Here is a 14530-nt window from a genome sequence, read left to right on the forward strand (position 1 = left end):
GAAGCCGCTCCCCTTGGCAGCAGATAGCACCCAGGCGAGTTCGTTGCCGCCTCAGCTCTGTATTTGGTTGTATCTCGGTGGTGGAAATTGCCAAAGGACCGCAACAATAACGAACCGTCAGAGGAGGTCGTAGCCTTTGACGTTCAGGGAGAGCGTGTTGTCGGCACGTTGCGCCTTGCTGCCGGAAAACCACAGCCGGTGATCCTGCTTTTCCCTGGGTTTGGCGGAGTTCGCGATGAGCTTCAGATTCCAAGCCAAGGCAAAGGAATTTTCGCCTACATAGCAAGGTCTTTTGCATCCCTCGGGTTTTCCAGTCTTCGTATCGATTTCCGTGGAAGCGGCGAAAGCGACGGCCTGTTTGAGAACACGACATATTCGAGCCAAATAGCGGATGGCATTGCCGCGATGGAGTTTCTGAGATCCGACCCTCGCGTCGATGGACGCCGCATCTTCCTGCTGGGGTGGAGCCAGGGAGGATTGATCGCCGCTGCGATCGGCGGCCGTACCAACTGGTCGTCCGGGATTGCTCTTTGGGCTGCTGTTGGAGAGCCAAGTGTTTCCTTTCCCGCTCTGATCGGTCAGAAAACCTATCTTCGCGGTTTGGCGGAAGAGAGCATTGCGACCGAGATCGTGATGCCGTGGGGCGCCAGGCTCAAGCTCAGGCACCTCTTCTTTCAAGAGGTGGCAACGCACGATCCATTCGATGAAATCAAGGCCTATGATGGCCCGCTCTTTGTGGCGGAAGGGTCCTTGGATACCGCCATTCCGGCGGGCACAGGACAAAAATTCGTGTCGGCCCATAACGGGGACAACGAGCTTCGGATCAGTCCGATGGACCACGCCTTCAATACGTCGCGCGGCACTGAAGCTCTCGATGCGCTGGTGATGGCGACCGCGAATTTCTTTGCTCTGCGGCCAGCTTTCCTCAAGCGAACATAACTGCCAGGATGGCGCGCTCAATTTTGATTTGAAAGCAGGGCATTGCGGGACGAGATGGTCAAGGCGGCGGCCGAGCGCCACGCCTGGGTCATGGAGGGCGTTTACGGGCAATTGGTGAACATGGTCCTCAACCGCACGACGATCCTGATCTGGATTGATCTGCCGGAGGGGGAATGCATCGCCAACATCAAGCTGCGAGGCATCCAAGGCGGCGAGACCGAAACGCAATTCGATGGCCTTTTAAAGTGGGTGGCCGAATACAGGAGTAGAACGAACAACTGGAACTCCTTCGAGACACACGCGCGATTGTTCTCGGTCTTTTCCCGTCCGAAGTTCCTGTTATCGAGCCGTGAGGCGGTCACCGATTTTGCTGACCGGTTGTCCACCAGCATCGACGAGGCCATTGATGAACGAGCCCAGATTTCCGAATGACGAGGGCGAAGACGCCTGGATGGTCGTCCAGGTGTTTGCGGACGAACACTGGAATGCCTACCACGATATCCGTTGCGCCGTCCTCTTCGAGGCCCGCGGCTTGACTGGCTATGATCCGAACCACCCCGATGATCGAAGGGTTGGACATTTCCCTTTGCTGCTTCTGCTTGAAAACACTCCGGTCGGTGCGGCTCGGCTTGATCTGATGAGCCAGCAGACCGCATGTGTGCGGACCGTCGCGATCAAGGCGGAATGCCAGGGAAAAGGGTACGGGCGGATGCTCATGACCGGCCTCGAAAAATTCGCATCACAACACAGGGTTAAGAGACTGCTTGTGAATGCGGCGCGAGACGCCGTGGGATTCTACGACGCGCTCGGATGGACCGTCGTTGAGGCCGGTGGTGAAAACCCGGTGCTGACTAAAGAATTGCGAACTGGGTCTTAATGGTGAAGTATTGCACTGACCGCGAGTTGCCCTGACGTTCTCGTGGAGCTTCTCCAACCAACGCCGAGGTCACGATGCTCATTATCTTTGGCGGTCTGCCTGGCAGTGGAAAGACGACGGTTGCCCGCGCTCTGGCCGAGCGGTTGAATGCGGTCCATGTGCGCGTCGATACCATCGAGCAGGCAATCCGCGCCTCCGGAATAGCCGATGATGCCGGGCCTGCAGGCTATATCGTGGCTTACGGGATTGCCGGGGACAATCTGACCCTCGGCAGGACCGTTATCGCCGACTCAGTCAACCCGCTTCGGATAACCCGGTCAGCGTGGCTTTCGGTCGCGCAAGCCGCTGGTGTGACGTCGGCGGAGGTCGAGGTCGTTTGCTCGGACAAAGCCGAGCACCGCAACCGTGTCGAAACGCGCCCCACTGACGTCGAAGGTCTGGTGAAGCCGACATGGCAAGAGACTTCCGAAAGAGCCTATGACGAATGGCACGATGCAATCCTCATCGATACGGCTTCGAAAACGGTGGAAGCGGCTGTAGATGAACTGATCGATCGACTTGGCGACTGAGAAGGTAATTACACCAACCTGCCGTCAATCAATGACGAACCTGGATCGGAACCATGGAATCTCGGATCGTTCTCGTTCGTCACAGTATCCCTTCCATTGAAGGAGATACGCCGTCTATCGACTGGAGCCTCAGTGCGGCTGGTGAGGCAGCCGCGATCGAGTTGGCAAAATACCTCTCTGGCTTCCGCGTAAAGGAAATACGCAGCAGTCCTGAAAGGAAAGCGCATCAAACCGCTGCCTTGATTGCTGATCGTCTGGCTCTTCCCGTTTGTCTTGATTCTGACTTGCGGGAACACGAGCGATCAAAGGTAGGATATATTGCGCGAATTGATTTTGAAGCAGGCATCACCAGACTGTTGGAGCATCCTCACCAGCTCACATTTGGCGACGAAAGCGCAGATGCGGTTTTCAATAGAATGGACCAAGCCATGGCCCGAGCGAGAAGAGCCCAACCGAGCGGCGACTTAATGATCGTAACACATGGCACCGCCATGTCGATCTACGCTGCTCGGGTTCTCAGGGTCGATCCGCTGGCATTCTGGCGAAGTCTTTCCATGCCGACTGCTATTGTGCTGAACGGGAACGAAAGGAAGGTTATCGATGTACCGGACAGTCCGGCGGACCGATGACCGATTAGGCAACCTCCCAAACATAGCCGGTGTCGTTGACGCTCGCTTCCGTCCCCGATGCTTACGTTCCGCTAAGCCGCGAGGATGGTAATCCCGTAGGCATTGGCGGCGGCCGTCATGCGGGCGATGGTTTCCGCCGAAGGGCTGGCCTTAGGTGGCTCCGTAGCACCTTCTGCTTCGAAGAACTCGGCCATATCTCGGTCGACGACCGCGGAAAAGACCACGGGGACGGTTCCGCGGTTGGAATAGCCGTGCACCATGAAGGGAGGGATGGTGACGATGTCGCCGGCGCCGGCCTCGATCTCTTCCGGGCCGCTGTCGCTCAGGCGCCAGATCGTCAGCTTTCCCTCGAGGATGCGGAACACTTCCGGGCTCGCATGCGCATGTTTCGGCGTCCGGCTACCTGATGGCACGGTGACGTCGAAAATATTGAGCCAGGTTCCGCTGATTCTAAGCCGCCGCTCGACCCGGTCGCCGAGGACGAAAAACCGCTTGGCCTCGTCGCTCGCAGGCATTTTTACAAATGAGTTGGACATCATGTCTCTTTCTTTTTCTTACGGGCTTTTTCTTACAGGGCTTCTTCTTATGGGCTTTTTCTTGCGGGCGCAGCCGTTAGACCTTTGCGCCGCCTTTGACAACCCGCCCTGCTGTTGGGGGTACCATCGCCGAACGCCCTCAAGGAAGCGCGCTATATCAGCCGAAGCGATGAACAACGGCTTCGTTGCCAGGGGTTCAGCGCCGCTCGCGCGCCACTGCGTCACGAGACTGTCGGGGCCGATATCGGTACTTCGGGGCGTTTCCGCAAGGTCCGGCAATGCCGCATCAGCTATGCGGAAATGACTGAGGCCGGAAGGGTTCGAAAGGCTCGGCGCCTGTAATACCGCCGACACAGAAGGAGCGCATAGAACGCGGCGGCCGTTCTTGGAGCCGTCCTTCCACGCCGTCTCGGCATTCACATGATCATTCACATTGATGGAGCGCATCCATGTCCTCTCTTCCCGTCGTCGGCGCCGCCATGACGCTCGATGAAGTCGAACTTCACCGCGACTGGCTCTTCGAAAAGTCCCGCGATCTCGAATTGCAGAGCTTCGTCGATGCCGAGATCCTGAACGGTGACTGGGCGCCGCTCGCCGCCCGCGCCAGAAGGCTTCTCGACGGTCATGGTGGCCGCCTCGGCATTCACGGCCCGTTCTGGGGCTTCACCATCGCCTCGGAAGATCCTGATATCCGCGCCATCGTCACAAGGCGCCTGCTGCAGGGCCTCGATGTCTGTGCCGCCATCGGCGCGACCCATATGGTCATTCACAGCCCTTATACGTCCTGGTCCTACAACAATCTCGACGACAATGCCGGCGCCCGCGAGGCCTTGGTCGAGCGCACGCACATGACCCTGCGCGACGCCATCAGGCGCGCCGAGGATATCGGCTGCACCATGGTCATCGAGAACATCGAAGACAAGGATCCGCATATTCGCGTGGCGCTTGCCGAGAGCTTCCAATCGCCCGCCGTTGCCGTCTCGATCGATACCGGCCACGCCCATTATGCCCATGGCTATACCGGTGCTCCGCCGGTCGATTATTACGTCAAGGCCGCCGGCAACCGCCTCCAGCATGTCCACCTGCAGGATGCCGACGGATATGCCGATCGACATTGGAGCCTCGGCGAAGGCTCGATCCACTGGCAGGCCGTCTTTAGGGCCCTTGCCAAACTCGAAAGCAATCCGCGCCTCATCATCGAGATCAAGGACAAGTCGAAGATCCCGGCTTCTGCGGCCTATCTCGCCTCGATTGGGGTGGCTGAATAAGGGTCGTTGCAAAGCGGCCTGGCTCCCTCTTCTCCCCTCGGGGAGAAGGTGCCCGTAGGGCGGATGAGGGGGCAGCACGGGCAGAACATTTATTATTGCCCTTCGCTTGCGCTCAGCGCATTCGCGGCTTTGCCGCTCACCCCCTCATCGCCTCGCTATCGCTCCGGCACTTCTCCCCGCTGGGGAGAAGAGGACAGTGGCGGCGCTTTGCTCCTCCCGTGCTCGCTATGGACGGGAGGCGGAGTCGCCTCACGAAAACCGCGTAATCACGCTGATCCCCGTGGCCTCGGCCTTGTCGAGCGCCATCAGCGCCGGCACGGCTTCCTCGAGGCTGATCCGCCGTCCGATCAGCTTCTGCGGCGCTATCTTTCCGGCCGAAAGCATCGACAACATGGCGTCGTAGCGCCAGGCCTGCATGCCGTGGCTGCCGTAGATTTCCAGCTCGTGGCCGATCACCTGTGCCATCGGGATTTGCGGCGTCGCATGCTCGCCGAGCATCAACCCCACCTGAACATGCCGCCCGCGCCGGCGCAGGTTCTTGATCGAGTTGAAGCAGGTAACGGGATGGCCGAGCGCATCGATCGAGACATGCGCGCCGCCCTTGGTGATCTCGCGCACTGCCTCCGCCACGTCGGCAACGCCTGACGCATTGACCGTCGCCACCGCCCCGCACTCCCGCGCAAAGGCGAGTTTCTCCTCGGATATATCGATGCCGATCGCATTCGCCCCGAGCGCGGTGGCGATCATGATCGCCGACAGGCCGACGCCGCCGCAGCCATGTACGGCGATCCATTCGCCAGGCCCGGTGCGGGCCTGGTCGGCGACGGCGCGAAACGAGGTGGCGAAGCGGCAGCCGAGGCTTGCCGCCGTCGCATCGTCGATCGTATCGGGCAGGTGCACCAGATTGGTATCGGCATAATCGATCGCCACATATTCAGCGAACGACCCCCAATGGGTGAAGCCCGGCTGGAACTGGTTCGGGCAGACCTGCTGGTTGCCGGAATGGCATTCGCTGCAATGGCCACAGCCGGAAACGAAGGGCACGGTCACCCGGTCGCCCACCTTGAAGCGCATCACGCCGCGGCCGGTGGCGACGATCCTCCCGGCAAGCTCATGTCCCGGCACATGCGGCAGCCGGATATCGGGATCGTGCCCCATCCAGCCATGCCAGTCGCTGCGGCAGAGCCCACTGGCCCCGACGGATATGACGACACCGTCCTCGGCCGGCGTCGGATCGGCAACGGTGCGGATTTCGGGCGCCTGTTCAAAGGCTTCGTAGAACATGGCTTTCATCGGCGTCTTTCCTTGCTGCTTATCCGCTGTTGCGCCCATCATCGCATGCGGCAGCCAGCCATTCCAACATTCCATTCCATCATTTTTGCTGATGCACCCATCGATGAAGCTGCCGTTGCTGCGCACGAATATTGCGGCCTGGCGGCATTCCCCGGCATTTTCTTGCTTCCGTGTTTCCGCTCGGGATTTGTCCTTGACCCGGCTTACCGCGGCGGTTTTTCCTTCTCCGGCTTCAGGAGGAAACCATCATGGCAGTCGATACAACACCCCGTTCAACCACCTGGACTCATGTCGATGGAGAGTGGCTCCCCGGCAATCCGCCGCTGATCGGGCCGACCTCCCATGCCATGTGGCTCGGCTCCACGGTCTTCGACGGTGCCCGCTGGTTCGACGGCATCGCGCCGGATCTCGACCTGCATTGCCAGCGCATCAATCGCTCGGCACTTGCCATGGGCCTGAAGCCGGTGAAATCGGCCGAGGAGATCGTAGCGCTCGCCTGGGAAGGCGTTGCGAAATTCGATGGCGCCACGGCGATTTATATCAAGCCGATGTACTGGGGCGAACACGGTTCGCCCGGCAGCGTCGTCGCCGTCGACGGGGAATCGACCCGCTTCGCGCTCTGCCTGTTCGAGGCGCCGATGGGCGGTCATGGCGGCACCAGCCTCACTGTCTCGCCCTATCGGCGCCCGTCGCCGGAAACGGCGATGACCGAGGCAAAGACCGGCTCGCTCTATCCGAATAGCGGCCGGATGATCGCCGAGGCGCGCAGCCGCGGTTTCGACAATGCGCTGGTGCGCGACCTGAACGGCAATGTCGTCGAGACCGCCTCCTCGAACGTCTTCATGGTCAAGGACGGCGTGGTGATGACGCCCGCCGCCAACCGCACCTTCCTTGCCGGCATTACGCGGGCCCGCGTTATTGACCTGCTGCGCAAGGCCGGTTTCGACGTGCATGAAGCAGCGCTCTCCGTCGAGGATTTCATGCAAGCCGACGAGATCTTCACCACCGGCAACTACTCCAAAGTCGTCGGCGTCACCCGCCTCGACGGCCGCGACCTGCAGGAAGGCCCGGTCACCCGCAAGGCGCTGGAACTCTACATGGACTGGGCCTTCGGCCGCAGCGAGAGCGAGGAGTGAGGAGAGGTCCCGCGAAGCGGGAGCAATCGATCCAGTGAATCGATTGCAACGACGAACGCCCGAAGCGCAAGCGCAGGGCTGCAGCGGTTCGGCGGATCAGAGCCCAGCCCGCCTCTCATCCGCCTGCCGGCACCTTCTCCCGCTTGCGGGGCGAAGGGGGATAGCCGCAGCCTCTCAGTTCACGCAAGGGTCGTCAAAAGTACTCATCTCGCCTGTAGAAATTGCCGTAGAGGTGCGTCAGCACCGAATTGGCTGCCAATTTTTCTTCATCGCTGTCGCCATAAACCAGTTTGGGCGGATCGCTTTCGCTAAAGATGAGAGCGACAAAATGATTGTAACCCGCGCCGGCGATCCCTGTCGAAACGTCGCGCCCCTCGATGATCGTACCGTTCTGTGCAGAGCCACTCGCGGCTGCCGACGCTTCGAAACGCGATTTATTGAAAATGACGTACCATAGCCAAGGATCGAACAAAGGCACGGTGATCATCGTCCCAAAACAAACCGGAACAATGATGATAGCAATAAGACGACTCACCATTCCACGGATACGACGACGAAATAACGCGACTAATGCGCCGATAAACCAAACGAACAGTATGCCCGCGACCGAGAGAAAGAGCAGCGGCCCTCCCAGTAGATCCAAGAGTCCTCGTAGCCCATTGGCCGAATCAAGCGGCCAAAAATCCAAGGCGCGATGGTAAGCTGCACACGCGATGCCAAGAAAAGCGGCGATGACCATTCGCCGAACATTCCAAATATCTATGGGCACAGCCGACACACCATCCTGTTGTTTTTCATAGTCGAATGGTGTCCAGCGAAGTCGAGGCATTTTTGGGGCCGAACGGCATTGCTGCCGAATTCCGCTGTGTTGCAGTGAAGGGTGACCTCCAATGTAAAATTGCCCCTCACGTCATCCACTTCCGATGTTCCGCAAATCTCTCCGCCAAGAGGTCGATGAACAGCCGCACCTTCGTCGGGAGATGGCTGCGGTTGGGATAGACCGCGTTGATGTTGAATTCGATCGGCCGGTAGTCCGGCATGATCTTCACCAGCCGCCCTTCGGCGATGTCGTCGAACACCACGAAACTCGGCGCCAGGAAGATGCCCCGTCCGGTCAGCGTCAGGAAACGCAGCATCTCGGCACTGTTTGAGACGACATTGCCGCTGATCTTGACGCTCTCCTTTTTGCCCTCGCCATCCTCGAAGCGCCATTCGTCGCCATAGGGGTAATAGGCATATTGTAGGCAGTTGTGGTCGGCGACCTCGGCCGGCGTCTTCGGCATCGGATGGCTCTCGAAGTAGACCGGCGAGCAGACGAGCATATGGCGCCAGGGCGTCAGCTTGCGCGCGACGAGCGATGAATCCGGCGGCGGTACGGTGCGCATTACCAGATCGTAGCCATCCTCGATCATGTCGACCATCCGCTCGCCGACGCTGAAATCGAGTGAGATCGACGGATAGAGTTCCATAAATTCGTCGACGACGGGCAGCAGGAAACGCACGATGGCGCTGCTGGTATAAACCTTCAGCGTGCCGCGCGGCGTCGTGCTCAGCGCGCCGGCCGTCCGGTCCGCCTCATCGAGCTCGGCCAGGATCTGCAAAGAGCGCTCATAGTAATATTTGCCGGTTTCCGTCAGGCTGACCTTGCGTGTCGTGCGGTTGAGCAGTCGCACGCCGAGCCGGTCCTCCAGCGACTGCACGTGATTGCCAACCATGGTGACGGACATGTTGAGCCGGCGCGCGGCGGCGGAAAAACCACCGCATTCCACCACCCGGCCAAAGACTGTGAGGCTTGTCAGCCGATCCATATTGCCCTCGGATTATCCGCTGAGAGTTGATGATCCTTCCCGATATAAGCAGATTATCAAAATAAATGTCAGGGTGCATTTTCCTTCATATCGAACAGGGCCTCTCACGAGGAGGCCAACGGTGAAGGAGAAGGACGATGGTCGAGTTACCCCGCAAAGACGTTTTCGAAAGTGCGAGGGAGGCTGAGCAGATCCTGGCCGAGGAAGTGGCCAGGGCGCCTACGGCGGAGGCGCGCCCCATGCCTGTCTCCGAAGCGCCGGTCGCCGAAGCACCGGCTGCGGAAACTCCCAAAAAGACCGGCCGTCGGATGGTCAAGCGCGCCGTCATCGCCGCCGTACTGCTTGCCGGCGTCGCTTTCGCCGGCGATTTCGGCTACCGCTATTGGACGGTCGGCCGCTTCATCGAATCCACCGACGATGCCTATGTGAAGGCCGATTACACCACTGTCGCCCCGAAGGTCGCCGGCTATATCAGCCAGGTGCTGGTCAACGACAATGACGCGGTCAAGGCCGGCCAGGTTCTCGCCCGCATCGACGACCGCGACTTCCAGGCCGCGCTGTCGCAGGCCAAGGCCGATGTGAAGGCGGCCGAAGCCGCCATCACCAATATCGACGCCCAGATCTCCCTGCAGCAATCGGTGATCGAGCAGGCGAGGGCGACGGTCGATGCCTCGCAGGCATCGCTGGATTTCGCAGTATCCGATGCCGCCCGCTCGGCCCGCCTGATCACCAACGGCGCCGGCACCCAGTCTCGCGCCGAACAGACCCAGTCGGCCCGCGACCAGGCCGCTGCCGCCGTCGAGCGCGATCGGGCAGCCCTCGTCACGGCTCAGAATAAGGTGCCCGTGCTGCAGACTGAGCGTGAACAGACGGTTGCCCAGCGTGACCGTGCGGCAGCCGCCGCCCAGCAGGCAGAGCTCAACCTTTCCTATACGGGTATCGTCGCCGCCGTTGACGGCACGGTCGGCGCCCGGTCTATCCGGGTCGGCCAGTATGTCACCTCGGGCACGCAGCTGATGGCGGTCGTTCCGCTGCATGCGGTCTATGTCGTTGCCAATTTCAAGGAAACGCAGTTGACCTATATCAGCCCCGGCCAGTCGGTCGAGATCAAGGTCGACAGCTTTCCCGATATCTCGATCAAGGGTCATGTCGACAGCGTTTCGCCGGCAAGCGGGTTGGAATTCTCGCTGCTGCCACCGGACAATGCCACCGGCAATTTCACCAAGATTGTCCAGCGCATCCCGGTCAAGATCGTCATCGACGACGAGGCGCTGAGCGGCCTGTTGCGCTCGGGCATGTCGGTCGAGCCGGAAATCGATACCAAGGCTGCCCAGACCCAAGCTGCCGAGACCAAGCCTGCCCAAGCCCCTGGAACAGCCGGGGAGGGATAATCCAGCCACGCTGGATGATCCTTCCCTTCTTCGCCCAATTATCCCGATCATTCCCGAATGATCCCGATCATTCCCCGAATGATCACCCGAACCCCGTCATGAGAAAGTTTCCCGCGAGAGCTGGAAGGAGATAAGCCATGGCCACTCTTCAGATCGCAGCCAACAGCAATGCGCTGGCGCCCCCCGCCGTTGCAGCGCCCGCGACACCTGCGGCGATGAGCCCACTTCGCATGTGGGCAGCCGTTGTCGGCTCGACGCTCGGTGCCTTCATGGCCGTCCTCAACATCCAGATCGTCAATGCCTCGCTTGCCGATATCCAGGGCGCGATCGGCGCCGGCACCGATGACGGCGGCTGGATTTCGACCTCCTATCTGATCGCCGAGATCGTCGTCATTCCGCTCAGCGCCTGGCTGGCGCGGGTCTTCTCGCTCCGCAATTACCTGCTCACCAACGCCATCCTCTTCCTCATCTTCTCCGTTGCCTGCGCCTTCGCGGCCAATCTGCAGCAGATGATCATCCTGCGCGCCATTCAGGGCTTTTCCGGCGGCGTGCTGATCCCGATGGCCTTCACCATCATCATCACCCTGCTGCCCAAGGCCAAGCAGCCGATCGGCCTCGCGCTCTTTGCCCTGTCTGCCACCTTCGCGCCGGCGATCGGCCCGACGATCGGCGGTTATCTCACCGAGAACTGGGGCTGGGAACATATCTTCTATGTCAACCTGGTACCCGGCGCGCTGATGGTCGGCCTGCTCTGGGCCTCGCTCGACCGCGCGCCGATGAACCTGAAGCTGCTCGCCAAGGGTGACTGGCCAGGCATCATCACCATGGCAATCGGCCTCGCCGCCCTGCAGACCGTGCTGGAAGAGGGCAACAAGGAAGATTGGTTCGGCTCCGATTTCATCCTCCGCCTGTCCGTTATCGCCGCCGTCTCGTTGACGCTGTTCCTGATCATCGAGCTGAAGACCGCCAATCCGCTGCTGAACCTGCGCCTGCTCGTGCGCCGCAACTTCGGCTTCGGCATCGTCGCCAATTTCCTGCTCGGTATTGCGCTTTACGGCTCGGTCTTCGTGCTGCCGATCTATCTGACCCGCATTCAGGGCTATAATTCCGAGCAGATTGGCATGGTTCTCGCCTGGACCGGCATCCCGCAGTTGCTGCTGATCCCGCTGGTGCCGCAGCTCATGAAGCGTTTCGATGTCCGCCTGCTGATCGTCGTCGGCTTTGCCCTCTTTGCCGCCTCGAACTTCATGAACGTCCACATGACCGGCGATTATGCCAGCGACCAGCTGTTCTGGCCGAACATCGTCCGTGCGATCGGCCAGGCGCTCGTCTTCACGCCGCTTTCGGCAATCGCCACCGCCGGCATCGAGCAAGAAAATGCCGGTTCGGCTTCCGCACTCTTCAATATGATGCGCAATCTCGGCGGCGCCGTCGGCATCGCTTCGCTGCAAACCTTCCTGTCGAAACGCGAGCAGTTCCACTCTAATATCCTGACCCACTCGGTCTCGATCTTCGAGGAAGCCACGCGCGATCGCATCGCCAGGCTCACCGGCTATTTCATGAGCCACGGTGTCAGCGATCAGGCGCTTGCCGGCCATAAGGCCGTCGTCGCCATCGCGCTCAAAATACGCAAACAGGCCAATATCATGGCCTTCAGCGACACCTTCTTCCTGCTCGGCGTCGCCCTCGTCGTCGCCCTGCTTGCAAGCCTGCTTCTCAGGAAACCCGGTCAACTCTCCGGCGGCGGCGCCCACTAGCGCCGTGCGGCCCTCAAGGAGGAGAAAGCCATGACGTCAGCGATCTATGCTCCCGATACCGACAGGCTCCAAACGAAGACCGCCGGCCATGCCGTCAGCGTCGGCGCACTGCTCTCGATCATCGAGTGGCTCTCCGGCGACGAATGCCACGCGCTCGATGAAGCGGGCCTCGTCTCCGGCCTCGGCCGCAGGCTTCAGGCGCTCGGCCTGCCGGTCGACCGGCTGACGCTGCATCTGATGACGCTGCATCCCGAGTTCATTGGCCGCACCATCGCCTGGGCGCCGGGCGAACCGGTCGAGATCCATGATCGGGAACACGGCGCGCGCGTCGCCATATCAAATACGCCGCTGCGCAAGGTCATGGAAACCCGCGAGCCGCTGGTCGTCGATACCAGAGAAAGCGTGCATGGCCGCTGGCAGCATATCGATGTCTTTGCCGATCGCGGCCTTATGCAGCTCGTCATCGCGCCACTCTGCAATGTCGACGGCCCGGTCAGCGCCGCCGTCTTCGGCACCAAGCGGCCGGGCGGCTTCACCGCCTCCGAGCGCGAGGTGATCGAGCGCATCCTGCCGGCGCTGCGCAACACCAGCGAGCTGCGCATCCTTCGCCAGGTCGAGCTCAGCCTGCTCGATACCTATATCGGCCCGCTGACGGCAAGCCGCATCCTGGCCGGCCGCATCCGCCGCGACGAGATCGAATCGATGGAGGCAGCTTTGCTGCTCTGCGATCTGCGCGGCTTTACCGAACTGTCGAACCGGCTGCCCGGCAGCACCGTGCTCGGGCTGCTGAACGCCTATTTCGACAGGATCGTGCCGGCCATTACCCGTGAAGGCGGCGAGGTGCTGAAGTTCATGGGCGACGCCGTGCTTGCCTTCTTCCCGGGTTATGATGCCGCCCATTCCTGCGGCGCGGCCCTGGCATCGGCCCGCGCCATCCTCGATGAGATCGACCATTTCCAGTACGAGGGCATCGGAGTCAAAGCCGGCATCGCCCTGCATTATGGCGAGGTCAGCTACGGCAATGTCGGCTCCGGCCGCCGCCTCGACTTCACCCTGATCGGCGGCGACGTCAATCTGGTCAGCCGTATCCAAACCGCCTGCAGCGAACTGGGAGAGGCACTGCTGATGTCGGCGCCGTTTCGCGACGAAGCGGGGGCAGGGGATGTGGTGTCGGTCGGGGCGCACGGGCTGAAGGGGTTTGCCGATCCGGTGGAGCTGTTTACGATCGTACGGTAGGGGCGCGACGCCACCCCCCTCTGCCCTGCCGGGCATCTCCCCCACAAGGAGGGAGATTGGATGGGCGCGATGGCTTCCCCAAACAAAGGGCAGAGGGGGTGCTGCACCCACCGAGATACCAAACCGCCCACTTGCATAAAATGCATGGCAGGTCTGCCCGAAACGGTTTCGTCTTCCCCCATCTTTTCGCCATAGTGGCGCCGAAATTCCGTAAGCAGGGAGGAAGAGGCTTATGACTGTGCTGTTCGACGAACAAGGCGAGATCATCCGCGAACTGGGTGTCGCCGCCGATATCGACCCTGAGCGCGAGATCGAACGGCGAACCGCTTTTCTCAAGGATTATCTCGTCGCCTCGGGCATGCGCGGCTACGTCCTCGGGATCAGCGGCGGCGTCGATTCGCTGACGGCGGCGCTGCTGGCTCAAAAGGCGGTGCGCGAGCTGCGTGACAGCGGCCATGCGGCCGAATTCATTGCCGTGCGCCTTCCCTACGGTGTCCAGGCGGATGAGGCGGATGCGGGAAGGGCGCTGGAAACGATCGGCGCCGACCGCTCGATGGTGGTCAATATCAAGGCGCCGGCGGATGCGATGCTTGCCGCCGCGCAGGACGGCGGCCTCGCCTTTGCCGATGCCGGCCGGCAGGATTTCATCCTCGGCAATATCAAGGCGCGCCAGCGGATGATCGCCCAGTTCGCTCTTGCCGGGGCGCTTGGCAGCCTCGTCATCGGCACCGATCATGCGGCCGAGGCGGTCATGGGTTTCTTCACCAAGTTCGGCGATGGCGCCGCCGATATCCTGCCGCTCGCCGGCCTCAACAAGCGCCGCGTCCGCCTGCTGGCAAAGCGGCTCGGCGCCCCGGACGAGCTGGTGTTCAAGGTGCCGACCGCCGATCTCGAGGACCAGCGGCCGCTGCGCCCCGACGAGGAGGCCTATGGCGTCAGCTATGACGAGATCGACGATTTCCTCGAAGGCAAGCCGGTCGGCGAGATCGCCCGCCGCCGCATCCTCGCCGCCTATCGGGCGACTGCTCACAAGCGCGCTTTGCCGGTGGCGGTCAGCGCGCTCTGACGGTCGCCCAAGCGCGGGATGCGCG

Annotated in this window: 15 protein-coding genes and 1 pseudogene; 11 read left to right on the forward strand and 5 right to left on the reverse strand. The window is 61.2% G+C overall.

The features are described 5' to 3' along the window. Window positions 1-87: 87 nt before the first annotated feature. The 5 genes and pseudogenes from AC25BC_RS04980 (at window position 88) to AC25BC_RS05000 (ending at window position 3014) form a co-directional block, all read left to right on the forward strand. A complete protein-coding gene (locus tag AC25BC_RS04980; RefSeq protein WP_128439254.1) occupies window positions 88-939 on the forward strand; it encodes an alpha/beta hydrolase in 852 nt (283 codons plus the stop codon). A 36-nt stretch (window positions 940-975) separates the two neighbouring features. After that, window positions 976-1371, forward strand: a pseudogene (locus AC25BC_RS04985) (P-loop NTPase family protein); the annotation flags it as partial. Next, window positions 1346-1816, forward strand: coding sequence for a GNAT family N-acetyltransferase (locus tag AC25BC_RS04990; protein ID WP_128439253.1), 471 nt, complete (start codon window positions 1346-1348; stop codon window positions 1814-1816). The pseudogene AC25BC_RS04985 and the gene AC25BC_RS04990, both read left to right, overlap by 26 nt. 74 nt (window positions 1817-1890) lie before the next feature. Beyond that, window positions 1891-2385, forward strand: a complete 495-nt coding sequence (locus AC25BC_RS04995) for a P-loop nucleotide/nucleoside kinase family protein (protein WP_128439252.1) — start codon at window positions 1891-1893, stop codon at window positions 2383-2385. A 53-nt stretch (window positions 2386-2438) separates the two neighbouring features. Then, window positions 2439-3014: a histidine phosphatase family protein gene (locus AC25BC_RS05000; protein WP_128439251.1), complete on the forward strand. Its 576-nt coding sequence runs from the start codon at window positions 2439-2441 to the stop codon at window positions 3012-3014. A 71-nt stretch (window positions 3015-3085) separates the two neighbouring features. On the opposite strand, the gene AC25BC_RS05005 is transcribed toward AC25BC_RS05000, so the two are convergent. Together AC25BC_RS05005 and AC25BC_RS05010 are read right to left on the reverse strand one after the other, a co-directional pair. Next, the gene (locus AC25BC_RS05005) at window positions 3086-3553 is read right to left on the reverse strand and encodes a cupin domain-containing protein (protein WP_128439250.1); all 468 of its coding nucleotides are present in this window, start codon (window positions 3551-3553) and stop codon (window positions 3086-3088) included. A 15-nt stretch (window positions 3554-3568) separates the two neighbouring features. Continuing rightward, window positions 3569-3997, reverse strand: coding sequence for a hypothetical protein (locus AC25BC_RS05010; protein ID WP_245459828.1), 429 nt, complete (start codon window positions 3995-3997; stop codon window positions 3569-3571). 2 nt (window positions 3998-3999) lie between these two features. On the opposite strand from AC25BC_RS05010, the gene AC25BC_RS05015 reads away from it, so the two are divergent. Then, window positions 4000-4818 (forward strand): sugar phosphate isomerase/epimerase family protein, encoded by an 819-nt coding sequence (locus AC25BC_RS05015; RefSeq protein WP_113547053.1) that lies wholly within the window; start codon window positions 4000-4002, stop codon window positions 4816-4818. A 249-nt stretch (window positions 4819-5067) separates the two neighbouring features. On the opposite strand, the gene AC25BC_RS05020 is transcribed toward AC25BC_RS05015, so the two are convergent. Next, a complete protein-coding gene (locus AC25BC_RS05020) occupies window positions 5068-6111 on the reverse strand; it encodes a zinc-dependent alcohol dehydrogenase family protein (protein WP_012756601.1) in 1044 nt (347 codons plus the stop codon). 248 nt (window positions 6112-6359) lie between these two features. Here AC25BC_RS05020 and AC25BC_RS05025 point away from each other — a divergent pair, with 248 nt between their 5' ends. Beyond that, window positions 6360-7247, forward strand: a complete 888-nt coding sequence (locus AC25BC_RS05025) for a branched-chain amino acid aminotransferase (RefSeq protein ID WP_113547054.1) — start codon at window positions 6360-6362, stop codon at window positions 7245-7247. 193 nt (window positions 7248-7440) lie between these two features. On the opposite strand, the gene AC25BC_RS05030 is transcribed toward AC25BC_RS05025, so the two are convergent. Together AC25BC_RS05030 and AC25BC_RS05035 are read right to left on the reverse strand one after the other, a co-directional pair. Further along, a complete protein-coding gene (locus tag AC25BC_RS05030) occupies window positions 7441-7986 on the reverse strand; it encodes a hypothetical protein (protein WP_028741562.1) in 546 nt (181 codons plus the stop codon). A gap of 166 nt (window positions 7987-8152) precedes the next feature. Next, window positions 8153-9055, reverse strand: a complete 903-nt coding sequence (locus tag AC25BC_RS05035; protein WP_128439249.1) for a LysR family transcriptional regulator — start codon at window positions 9053-9055, stop codon at window positions 8153-8155. Between the two features lie 137 nt (window positions 9056-9192). Here AC25BC_RS05035 and AC25BC_RS05040 point away from each other — a divergent pair, with 137 nt between their 5' ends. From AC25BC_RS05040 to nadE, 4 genes are all read left to right on the forward strand, one after another. Next, the gene (locus AC25BC_RS05040; RefSeq protein WP_128439248.1) at window positions 9193-10446 is read left to right on the forward strand and encodes an HlyD family secretion protein; all 1254 of its coding nucleotides are present in this window, start codon (window positions 9193-9195) and stop codon (window positions 10444-10446) included. A gap of 137 nt (window positions 10447-10583) precedes the next feature. Next, window positions 10584-12203, forward strand: a complete 1620-nt coding sequence (locus tag AC25BC_RS05045; protein ID WP_113547057.1) for an MDR family MFS transporter — start codon at window positions 10584-10586, stop codon at window positions 12201-12203. A 30-nt stretch (window positions 12204-12233) separates the two neighbouring features. Beyond that, the gene (locus AC25BC_RS05050; protein ID WP_128439247.1) at window positions 12234-13439 is read left to right on the forward strand and encodes an adenylate/guanylate cyclase domain-containing protein; all 1206 of its coding nucleotides are present in this window, start codon (window positions 12234-12236) and stop codon (window positions 13437-13439) included. 232 nt (window positions 13440-13671) lie between these two features. Continuing rightward, entirely contained in the window at window positions 13672-14505 is an 834-nt protein-coding gene (nadE, locus tag AC25BC_RS05055; protein WP_012756608.1) for an NAD(+) synthase, read from the forward strand. The last annotated feature ends 25 nt before the right edge of the window (window positions 14506-14530 follow it).

This window comes from Rhizobium sp. WSM409 (assembly GCF_057653825.1).

Excerpts from the sequence above, each read along its gene's own strand:
- AC25BC_RS04990 (WP_128439253.1), top strand. The coding sequence starts at position 1,346 with ATGAACGAGCCCAGATTTCCGAATGACGAGGGCGAAGACGCCTGGATG.
- AC25BC_RS04995 (WP_128439252.1), top strand. The coding sequence starts at position 1,891 with ATGCTCATTATCTTTGGCGGTCTGCCTGGCAGTGGAAAGACGACGGTT.
- AC25BC_RS05000 (WP_128439251.1), top strand. The coding sequence starts at position 2,439 with ATGGAATCTCGGATCGTTCTCGTTCGTCACAGTATCCCTTCCATTGAA.
- AC25BC_RS05005 (WP_128439250.1), bottom strand. The coding sequence starts at position 3,553 with ATGATGTCCAACTCATTTGTAAAAATGCCTGCGAGCGACGAGGCCAAG.
- AC25BC_RS05010 (WP_245459828.1), bottom strand. The coding sequence starts at position 3,997 with ATGCGCTCCATCAATGTGAATGATCATGTGAATGCCGAGACGGCGTGG.
- AC25BC_RS05015 (WP_113547053.1), top strand. The coding sequence starts at position 4,000 with ATGTCCTCTCTTCCCGTCGTCGGCGCCGCCATGACGCTCGATGAAGTC.
- AC25BC_RS05020 (WP_012756601.1), bottom strand. The coding sequence starts at position 6,111 with ATGAAAGCCATGTTCTACGAAGCCTTTGAACAGGCGCCCGAAATCCGC.
- AC25BC_RS05025 (WP_113547054.1), top strand. The coding sequence starts at position 6,360 with ATGGCAGTCGATACAACACCCCGTTCAACCACCTGGACTCATGTCGAT.
- AC25BC_RS05030 (WP_028741562.1), bottom strand. The coding sequence starts at position 7,986 with ATGGTCATCGCCGCTTTTCTTGGCATCGCGTGTGCAGCTTACCATCGC.
- AC25BC_RS05035 (WP_128439249.1), bottom strand. The coding sequence starts at position 9,055 with ATGGATCGGCTGACAAGCCTCACAGTCTTTGGCCGGGTGGTGGAATGC.
- AC25BC_RS05040 (WP_128439248.1), top strand. The coding sequence starts at position 9,193 with ATGGTCGAGTTACCCCGCAAAGACGTTTTCGAAAGTGCGAGGGAGGCT.
- AC25BC_RS05045 (WP_113547057.1), top strand. The coding sequence starts at position 10,584 with ATGGCCACTCTTCAGATCGCAGCCAACAGCAATGCGCTGGCGCCCCCC.
- AC25BC_RS05050 (WP_128439247.1), top strand. The coding sequence starts at position 12,234 with ATGACGTCAGCGATCTATGCTCCCGATACCGACAGGCTCCAAACGAAG.
- nadE (WP_012756608.1), top strand. The coding sequence starts at position 13,672 with ATGACTGTGCTGTTCGACGAACAAGGCGAGATCATCCGCGAACTGGGT.